Annotated in this window: 9 protein-coding genes; 8 read left to right on the forward strand and 1 reads right to left on the reverse strand. The window is 66.9% G+C overall.

What is annotated here, in order from left to right; genetic code table 11:
• Positions 1–13 precede the first annotated feature (13 nt).
• The 6 genes from trpE to A9J21_RS08565 all read left to right on the forward strand — a co-directional run bounded on the left by trpE (position 14) and on the right by A9J21_RS08565 (position 5,469).
• The gene (trpE, locus tag A9J21_RS08540) at positions 14–1,537 is read left to right on the forward strand and encodes an anthranilate synthase component I (protein ID WP_066733979.1); all 1,524 of its coding nucleotides are present in this window, start codon (positions 14–16) and stop codon (positions 1,535–1,537) included.
• An 18-nt stretch (positions 1,538–1,555) separates the two neighbouring features.
• Entirely contained in the window at positions 1,556–2,125 is a 570-nt protein-coding gene (locus A9J21_RS08545; RefSeq protein ID WP_066733990.1) for an aminodeoxychorismate/anthranilate synthase component II, read from the forward strand.
• 65 nt (positions 2,126–2,190) lie between these two features.
• Entirely contained in the window at positions 2,191–3,219 is a 1,029-nt protein-coding gene (gene trpD, locus A9J21_RS08550) for an anthranilate phosphoribosyltransferase (RefSeq protein ID WP_066734021.1), read from the forward strand.
• Positions 3,220–3,225: 6 nt separating this feature from the next.
• Positions 3,226–4,029: an indole-3-glycerol phosphate synthase TrpC gene (gene trpC, locus A9J21_RS08555; protein WP_066733993.1), complete on the forward strand. Its 804-nt coding sequence runs from the start codon at positions 3,226–3,228 to the stop codon at positions 4,027–4,029.
• A 44-nt stretch (positions 4,030–4,073) separates the two neighbouring features.
• Positions 4,074–4,718, forward strand: a complete 645-nt coding sequence (locus A9J21_RS08560) for a CYTH domain-containing protein (RefSeq protein ID WP_066733996.1) — start codon at positions 4,074–4,076, stop codon at positions 4,716–4,718.
• Positions 4,708–5,469, forward strand: a complete 762-nt coding sequence (locus tag A9J21_RS08565) for a uracil-DNA glycosylase (protein ID WP_066733999.1) — start codon at positions 4,708–4,710, stop codon at positions 5,467–5,469. The genes A9J21_RS08560 and A9J21_RS08565 overlap by 11 nt, the downstream gene beginning before the upstream one ends.
• Here the strand turns inward: A9J21_RS08565 and A9J21_RS08570 are convergent.
• The gene (locus A9J21_RS08570) at positions 5,466–5,753 is read right to left on the reverse strand and encodes an acylphosphatase (protein ID WP_066734002.1); all 288 of its coding nucleotides are present in this window, start codon (positions 5,751–5,753) and stop codon (positions 5,466–5,468) included. The genes A9J21_RS08565 and A9J21_RS08570 overlap by 4 nt on opposite strands.
• Positions 5,754–5,976: 223 nt before the next feature.
• Between A9J21_RS08570 and A9J21_RS08575 the strand changes: the two genes are divergently transcribed.
• Both A9J21_RS08575 and A9J21_RS08580 read left to right on the forward strand, forming a co-directional pair.
• Complete coding sequence (locus tag A9J21_RS08575; RefSeq protein ID WP_066734005.1) at positions 5,977–7,719, forward strand: ABC transporter permease subunit; 1,743 nt, start codon at positions 5,977–5,979, stop codon at positions 7,717–7,719.
• A gap of 35 nt (positions 7,720–7,754) precedes the next feature.
• The gene (locus A9J21_RS08580) at positions 7,755–9,086 is read left to right on the forward strand and encodes a nitrate/sulfonate/bicarbonate ABC transporter ATP-binding protein (protein ID WP_066734008.1); all 1,332 of its coding nucleotides are present in this window, start codon (positions 7,755–7,757) and stop codon (positions 9,084–9,086) included.
• Positions 9,087–9,375: the final 289 nt, after the last annotated feature.

The following is a 9,375-nucleotide window of genomic DNA, read 5'->3' on the forward strand; positions in this document are numbered from 1 at the left end:
GTAGAGGATCGACATGACCGAACTGGAATTCAAATCGCTGGCCGACCAGGGCTACAACCGCATCCCGATCATCGCCGAGGCGCTGGCCGATCTGGAAACCCCGCTGTCGCTGTACCTGAAGCTGGCGCAGTCGCAGACGCGCGGCGTGAACACCTTCCTGCTGGAATCGGTGGTGGGCGGCGAGCGCTTCGGCCGGTATTCGTTCATCGGCCTGCATGCGCGCACGCTGATCCGTGCCTACGGCCAGCGCGCCGAGGTGGTCACCGACGGCAAGGTCGTGGAAACCCACGAAGGCAACCCGCTGGACTTCATCGCCGCGTTCGAGAGCCGCTTCAAGGTGGCGCTGCGCCCGGGCCTGCCGCGCTTCTGCGGTGGCCTGGCCGGCTACTTCGGCTATGACGCCGTGCGCTATATCGAGAAGAAGCTGGCCGACAAGCAGATGCCCGACGACCTGGGCCTGCCCGATATCCAGTTGCTGCTGTGCGAAGAACTGGCCGTGATCGACAACCTGTCCGGCAAGCTCTACCTGATCGTCTACGCCGACCCGACCACGCCCGAAGCCTATTCCCGCGCCCGCCAGCGCCTGCGCGAACTGCGCATGAAGCTGCGCCAGCCGGTGGACGTGCCGGTGACCAGCCCGTCGGTGCAGACCGAGGTGTATCGCGAATTCGCCAAGGCCGACTACCTGACGGCCGTGCACAAGGCCAAGGAATACATCATGGCCGGCGACATGATGCAGGTGCAGGTGGGCCAGCGCCTGATGAAGCCGTACCGCGACTCGCCGCTGTCGCTGTACCGCGCGCTGCGCTCGCTGAATCCGTCGCCGTACATGTATTTCTACAACTTCGGCGATTTCCAGGTGGTGGGCGCGTCGCCCGAGATCCTGGTGCGCCAGGAAACCCGCAAGGTCGGCACGCCCCAGAACGGCGACACCGAGACCGCGCGCATCGTCACGATCCGCCCGCTGGCCGGCACGCGTCCGCGCGGCAGCACGCCCGACCGCGACGCCCAGCTTGCCACCGAACTGCTCAACGACCCGAAGGAGATCGCCGAGCACGTGATGCTGATCGACCTGGCGCGCAACGACATCGGCCGCATCGCCGAGACCGGCTCGGTCAAGGTCACCGACAAGATGGTGATCGAGAAGTACTCGCACGTGCAGCACATCGTCAGTTCGGTGGAAGGCACGCTGCGCGAGGGCATGAGCAATCTCGACGTGCTGCGCGCCACCTTCCCGGCCGGCACGCTGTCCGGCGCGCCCAAGGTGCGCGCGATGGAGATCATCGACGAACTGGAGCCGCGCAAGCGTGGCATCTACGGCGGCGCCGTGGGCTACCTGTCGTTCGGCGGCGAGATGGACCTGGCCATCGCCATCCGCACGGGCGTGATCAAGGACGGCAATCTTTACGTGCAGGCCGCGGCCGGCATCGTGGCGGACTCGGACCCCGAGGCCGAATGGAGGGAAACCGAGGCGAAGGCGCGCGCCGTGATCCGTGCCGCCGAACAGGTCCAGGACGGCCTGGACGCCGACCTCTGAGCCCCCGGGAGAGATGACATGCTGCTGATGATCGACAACTACGATTCGTTCACCTACAACCTCGTGCAGTACTTTGGCGAACTGGGCGCCGACGTGCGCACCTATCGCAACGACGAGATCACGATCGAAGAGATCGAGGCCCTGAAGCCGGACCATATCTGCGTGTCGCCGGGCCCGTGCAGCCCGCACGAAGCCGGCATCTCGGTGGATGTGCTCAAGCACTTCGCCGGCAAGGTGCCGCTGCTGGGCGTGTGCCTGGGCCACCAGGCCATCGGCGAGGCGTTTGGCGGCAAGGTGATCCGCGCCAAGCAGGTGATGCACGGCAAGGTCAGCACGATCGAAACCACGCAGGAAGGCGTGTTCGCGGGCCTGCCGAAGCACTTCGACGTGACGCGCTATCATTCGCTGGCCATCGAGCGCGAAACGCTGCCCGACTGCCTGGAAGTCACGGCCTGGACGCCGGACGGCGAGATCATGGGCGTGCGCCACAAGACGCTGAACGTGGAAGGCGTGCAGTTCCACCCGGAGTCGATCCTGTCCGAGCACGGCCATGCGCTGCTGGCGAACTTCATCAAGGCGCCCCGATGAGGCGCACCGACTTCTCAGCCTATTCCGCCGACCATCCAGCCGCCCACAATACTGAAGAATCCGCCATGTCCATCACGCCGCAGGAAGCGCTGACGCGCTGCATCGAACACCGCGAGATCTTTCATGACGAGATGCTGCACCTGATGCGGCAGATCATGCAGGGCCAGATCAGCCCCGTGATGGCCGCCGCCATCCTGACCGGCCTGCGTGTGAAGAAGGAAACCATCGGCGAGATCTCGGCCGCCGCGCAAGTGATGCGCGAGTTTGCCAACCATGTGGATGTGAAGGACCGCCAGAACTTCGTCGATATCGTCGGCACCGGCGGCGACGGCTCGCACACGTTCAATATCTCCACCGCGTCGATGTTCGTGGCGGCGGCTGCGGGCGCGAAGATCGCCAAGCACGGCAACCGTGGCGTTTCGTCCAAATCAGGCAGCGCCGACGTGCTGGAGGCGCTGGGCGTCAACATCATGCTGACGCCCGGGCAGGTGGGCCAGTGCATCGAGGAAACCGGCATCGGCTTCATGTTTGCGCCGACGCACCACCCGGCCATGAAGAATGTGGCGCCGATCCGCAAGGAAATGGGCGTGCGCACGATCTTCAACATCCTGGGCCCGCTGACCAACCCGGCCGATGCGCCGAATATCCTGATGGGCGTGTTCCACCCGGATCTGGTGGGTATCCAGGTGCGCGTGATGCAGCGCCTGGGCGCGCAGCACGCGATCGTGGTCTACGGCAAGGACGGCATGGACGAGGTATCTCTGGGCGCCGCCACGCTGGTGGGCGAACTGAAGGATGGCGAGGTGCGCGAGTACGAGATCCATCCGGAAGACTTTGGCCTGTCGATGATCTCGAACCGTGGCCTCAAGGTGGCGGACGCCACTGAATCAAAGGAAATGCTACTCGAAGCACTGGGCAACGTACCGGGTACGCCACGCGAGATCGTTTCGCTGAACGCCGGCACCGCGCTCTATGCAGCCAACGTCGCCAGTTCGATCGAAGACGGCATCCAGCGCGCGCGCGAGGCCATCGCCAGCGGCGCCGCACGCGAGAAGCTCGATCAGTTCGTGCGCGCCACGCAGCAATTTAAGTAAATCGCCATGTCCGACATTCTCGAAAAGATCCTGGCCGTCAAGGCCGACGAAGTGAACGCGGCGCGCAAGAAGCGCGACCTGCCGAGCCTGCGCGCCGAGGCCGAGAGCCTGCGCGCCGAGCCCGGCCTGGCCCCGCGCGGCTTCGAACGCGCGCTGCGCGAGAAGATTGCCGCCGGCCATGCCGGGGTGATCGCCGAGGTCAAGAAGGCGTCGCCGTCCAAGGGCGTGCTGCGCGAGAACTTCGTCCCCGAAGCCATCGCCGAAAGCTACGCCACGCACGGCGCGGCCTGCCTGTCCGTGCTGACCGACGTGAACTTCTTCCAGGGCCACGCCGACTACCTGAAGCGCGCGCGCGCCGCCTGCGACCTGCCGGCGCTGCGCAAGGACTTCATGATGGACCTGTACCAGGTCTATGAAGCGCGCACCTGGGGCGCCGACTGCATCCTGCTGATCGTGGCCGCGCTGGACCACGGCCTGATGGCCGAACTGGAAGCCTGCGCGCTGGAACTGGGCATGGACGTGCTGGTGGAAGTGCATGGCGACGACGAACTGGACGCCGCGCTGAAGCTGCAGACCCCGCTGGTGGGCGTGAACAACCGCAACCTGCGCACGTTCGAGGTGTCGCTCGACAACACGCTGGGCCTGCTGCCGCACCTGCCGGCCAACCGCCTGGTGGTGACCGAATCGGGCATCCTGGGCCCTGCCGACGTGAAGCGCATGCGCGATGCCAACGTCAATGCCTTCCTGGTGGGCGAAGCGTTCATGCGCGCGCCCGAGCCGGGCGTGGAACTGGCGCGGCTGTTTGGCTGAACGACGATTCATCCGCAACTGACTGACCACGACTGACCACGGCAATGGCAAAAGAGATCGAACTGAAGCTGGCCCTGCCCGATGCCGCGCTGGCGGCCGTGGCGGCGTGGCTAGACACCCATGGCGAGGCGCGTGGCGAAGTCACGATGCTGAACGTCTACCTGGACACGCCCGCACGCGACCTGGCCCGCGCACGCGCCGCGCTGCGGCTGCGCCGGAAAGACAGCCAATGGCTGCAGACGCTGAAGACCGCCGGCAAGAGCGGGGGCGGCCTGGCAGCGCGGCACGAGTGGGAAACCGAAATTGGCGGAGAAGCCATCGAACTCGATCGCTTCGACGCCCAGGCACGCGCCGTGGTGGCCCCGCTGGCCGACCGGCTCGCGCCGGTCTTCCGTACCGACTTCGTGCGCCGCACGTGGATCGTGGAGCAGGACGGCGAGCGGATCGAGGCCGCCATCGATACCGGCACGATCAGTGCCCCCGGCACCGCCAAGACCGAGCACATCCAGGAACTGGAACTCGAATGGCTGCCGGGCGAGGGTACGCAGTCTGACCAGGACGACGCGCGCGCCGAAGCCGCGCTGCGCGCCTTCAGCCAGCGCCTGGGCCACGTGGCACCGCTGGCTCCCATGGATCTCAGCAAGGCCGCTCGCGGCTACCGACTTACCGACGCGTCCGATGCAAGCTGACCTCTTCGTCACCGAAACTTCAAAACCCGCCCCTTCCATCGACTGCCTGCAAGACCAGGTCGACGCCCTGCCCGCCGCGTGGCGCAAGCTGCTGGCGCCGTGCATCGGCAATGCCGACTGGGCGTCGCTGTGCAAATTCGTCGACGGCGAGCGCGCTGCCGGCAAGCCGGTGTTCCCGCACGCGGTGTTCCACGCGCTGCACCTGACGCCACCCGACGCGGTGCAGGTCGTCATCCTGGGACAGGACCCGTATCACGGCACCGGCACGGTGGGCGGGGTGGAGATGCCGCAGGCGCATGGCCTGGCCTTCTCGGTGCCCGATGGCATCAAGGTGCCGCCGAGCCTGCGCAATATCTTCAAGGAGATCGCCGCCGAATATGGTGGCGAGCCGGTGCGTGCCTCGGGCAACCTCGAAGGCTGGGCGCGCCAGGGCGTGCTGCTGCTGAACACGGTGCTGACCGTGGAGCAGGCCAATGCGGCCAGCCACGCCAAACGCGGCTGGGAAGCCGTGACCGACTGCCTGATCCACGCACTGGCCATGTCGCGGCCCAACCTCGTCTTCATGCTGTGGGGCAGCCATGCCCAGGCCAAGCGGGCCCTGCTGGAAGGCCAGACACATTGCGTGCTGGAAGCACCACATCCGTCGCCGCTATCGGCTCATCGCGGCTTTCTGGGCTGCGGGCATTTCAGGCAGGCCAACGACTGGCTGGAACGCCACGGCCGGCCCGGAATCGACTGGCAAAACACCTAAGCGGTCGGGCGCCATTCGAAGCCATCGAAGGTTTCGGGTGGCGCCGTCTTCACGTCGACGCGCGACACCTGCGCGGCCGGCGGCCCCTGCTCCATCCACAGCCGCAGCGCTTCGAGATGCTCGCGCGCCCCCGTGGCGATGACTTCCACCGTGCCATCCATGCGATTGCGCACCCATCCGCCCAGCCCCAGCGCCCTTGCCCGGTCTGCGCAGTTGCCACGGTAGCCCACGCCCTGCACGCGGCCGTGGGCCACCAGCTGCCAGGTTTCCGTCGATGCTGTCATGATTCGTTTCATCCCTAGGTAAACTACCTAGCCCGGTTGGGCGTTAGGACCTCAGCATACGATGCCTTTGCCCTATCCCCCAGCCCCTCTCCCGTTATGTGGCAGAGGGGCGCAAGCCAGCTGCATCCGAATCGCCAGTGGCGTTATCTCCTTTCCCCGCCGTGCGGGACAGGAGCCGGGGGGGAGAGGGCATGGCGCATGACACACCACCGAGGCCGTGCCCATGCCACCAACGCAAAACAATCAAGCGCCCGGCTACGTCGGCCCGCTGCTGACCGCGCCGCCGAACCGCTTCGACCTCGCGCTGCTGCCGATCATCCTGGCCGCCATCGTCATCGTGGCCTATGCCGCGCGCCAGATGGACGTGCCCTACCAGCCGGGCGAGTCACTGGAAATCCACCTCGACGTGGCGTGGCTGCCCTACTATCTGATGCGCACGAGCATCCGCATGCTGGCCGCGCTGGGCGCCTCGCTGGTGTTCTCGTTCGCCTTTGCCGCGCTGGCATCGCGCAGCCGCACCGCCGAAAAAGTGATGGTACCGGCGCTGGACATCCTGCAGTCGATCCCGGTGCTGGGCTTCCTGTCGATCACCGTCACTGGCTTTATCGCGCTGTTCCCCGGCAACCTGGCCGGCGTGGAATGCGCGGCCATCTTCGCGATCTTTACCTCGCAGGCCTGGAACATGGCGTTCAGCCTGTACCAGTCGTTCCGCACCATCCCCGGCGACCTGCTCGAAGCGGCGGCCATGTTCCGGCTGTCGCCGTGGCAGCGGTTCTGGCGGCTCGAAGTGCCCTATGCCATGCCGGGCCTGCTGTGGAACATGATGATGTCGATGTCGGGGGGCTGGTTCTTCGTGGTGGCGTCCGAAGCCATTGCCGTGTCCGGCCACGATATCCGCCTGCCCGGCATCGGCTCATATATCGCCCTGGCGATCCAGCAGCAGAACCTGGCCGCCATCGGCTGGGCGATCCTGGCGATGCTGGTTGGCATCGTGCTCTACGACCAGTTCCTGTTCCGCCCGCTGGTGGCCTGGGCCGACCGCTTCCGCTTCGAAACGCTGGCGCAGGACACCGTGCCGCAGTCATGGCTGCTCAACCTGCTGCGCCGCTCGGCCTGGGTGCATGCGCTGCTGAAGCGGACAGCCGCGCTGGCCGGCCGCACGCTGGCGTGGAGCGCTCGCCATCGCAATATGGTGGCGTTGCCGGCCGCGCCGGTGCGCTGGGCGCCGTGGCTGGACCGGCTGCGCGACGCCATCATCATCGCAATCGCGCTGGCCGCGCTGTATCGCGTGTTCCATTTCGTGCACAGCGAGGTGGGCTGGGCCGAGGCCGCGCATGTGCTGTGGCTGGGCACGCTGACGATGCTGCGCGTGATCGTGCTGATCGCGCTGGCCGCGCTGGTCTGGGTGCCCGTGGGCATCCGCATCGGGCTCAACCCGTCGCTGGCCCGGATCGCCCAGCCGATCGCCCAGTTCCTGGCGGCCTTCCCGGCCAACCTGATGTTCCCGCTGGCCGTGATGGCCATCGCCAAATTCGGCCTGAACCCCGAGATCTGGCTCAGTCCGCTGATGATCTTCGGCACGCAGTGGTACATCCTGTTCAATGTGGTGGCTGGCGCGTCGGGCATTCCCACCGAACTGCGGCTGGCGGCGCGCAATTTCGGGCTCAAGGGCTGGCTGATGTGGCGGCGCTTCCTGGTGCCGGCCGTGTTTCCGAGCCTGCTGACCGGGCTGGTCACGGCGGCCGGCGGATCATGGAATGCGAGCATCGTGTCCGAATACGTGACCTGGGGCGACCGTACGCTGGTGGCAACGGGCCTGGGCAGCTATATCGCCGAGATGACCGCACGCGGCGACTTTCCACGCATCGCCCTGGGCATTGGGGTGATGGCGCTGTTCGTGGTGGGCTTCAACCGCTTGCTGTGGAACCGGCTCTACGACCTGGCACAGGCGCGCACCCGGCTGTAAAGCCGGCATGAACGACCGGAATTAAGGAATTTACGATGGCACTGCAAGACAACGCCCGTCCGGTGATCGACCTGCGCGGCGTGGGCAAGATGTTCCGCACCGCCGACCACACCGACCGCGCCGTGCTCGAAGGCGTGAACCTGACCCTGCGCGAGGGCGAGATCGTAGCCATGCTGGGCAAGTCCGGCTCGGGCAAGTCGACGCTGCTGCGCATCATGGCCGGCCTGGTGGGCGCCGACCGTGGCGAGGTGCATTTTCGCGGCCAGCGGCTGGCGGGCACGGCCGAGGGCATTGCGATGGTGTTCCAGTCGTTCGCGCTGTTCCCCTGGCTGACCGTGCAGCAGAACGTGGAACTTGGGCTCGAAGCCCAGGGCGTCGCCAAGGCCGAACGCACGCGCCGCGCCGAGGCGGCCATCGACATGATCGGGTTGTCCGGCTTCAACAGCGCGCTGCCGCGCGAGCTGTCGGGCGGCATGCGCCAGCGCGTGGGTATCGCCCGCGCGCTGGTGACCGAACCCGACCTGCTGCTGATGGACGAGGCGTTTTCGGCGCTGGACGTGCTGACCGGCGAAACGCTGCGCGACGAAATGCTCGACCTCTGGGAATCGGGCCGCGCCAATATCAAGAGCATCCTGATCGTGTCGCACAACATCGAGGAAGCGGTAATGATGGCCGACCGCATCGTGATCCTGTCCAGCGATCCGGGCCGGGTGCGCGCCGAGGTGCCGGTGCCGTTCCCGCGCCCGCGCAACCGCGACGACGCCCAGGTGCGTGCGCTGATCGACGAGGTCTACACGCTGATGACGTCGCCCGCCGCACTGGGGCCCCGCGTCCCTGCCATGGCCGCCGCGCCGATCGGCTATCGCCTGCCGGATGCGGATATCAGCCAGATGGAAGCCGTGCTCGACCTGCTGCACGAGTCGCCCTTCTTCGGCCGCGCCGACCTGCCCCACCTGGCCGAGGAAGCCGGCCTGACCGACGACGACCTGCTGCCCGCCTGCGAAGCAATGCAGCTGCTGGGCCTGGCAACCATCGAGCGCGGCGATATCACCGCCACGGCGCTGGGCCGCAGCTACTACGAGACCGAGCCGCCCGAGCGCAAGGTGCTGTTCGGCAAGCAGCTGCTGACCCACGTGGCGCTGGCCGCGCACATCCGGCGCGAACTGGAGCAGAGCGAGAACGGCGAAGTCGGCGAAGAGGCCATCCTGCGTGCGATGGAGGCCCTGCTGAAGCCCGAGGAAGCCGAACGCGTGCTGAAGATCGCCATCGACTGGGGACGCTACGGCGAGGTGTACGGCTATTCGTTCAACAGTGGGATGCTGACGCTGCCGGAAGAGGAAAACGCTGGGGGCGCACCAGCCGAGTGAGGCCTGGCCCTCTGCCCCCTCCCGCCCTGCGGGAGATGTTGGCCTCTTGCGAGCCTGAGGGCTACTCCCCTCTCCCGCTCGCCGGAGATGTTGGCCTCTTGTGCGCCTGAGGGCTACTCCCCTCTCCCGCTCGCGGGAGATGTTGGCCTCTTGCGTGCCTGAGGATGCGACTCCCCTCTCCCGCTTGCGGGAGAGGGGTTGGGGGAGAGGGCAAGCGCGTCGTACTTGGCTAGCCTGGTTAGCACTCCGTACGCCTGCCCCCCCCCCCCCCCCCCCCCCCCCCCCCCCC

The organism is Cupriavidus sp. D384 (genome assembly GCF_001652915.1).
In the GTDB taxonomy this organism is placed as follows: Bacteria; Pseudomonadota; Gammaproteobacteria; order Burkholderiales; family Burkholderiaceae; genus Cupriavidus.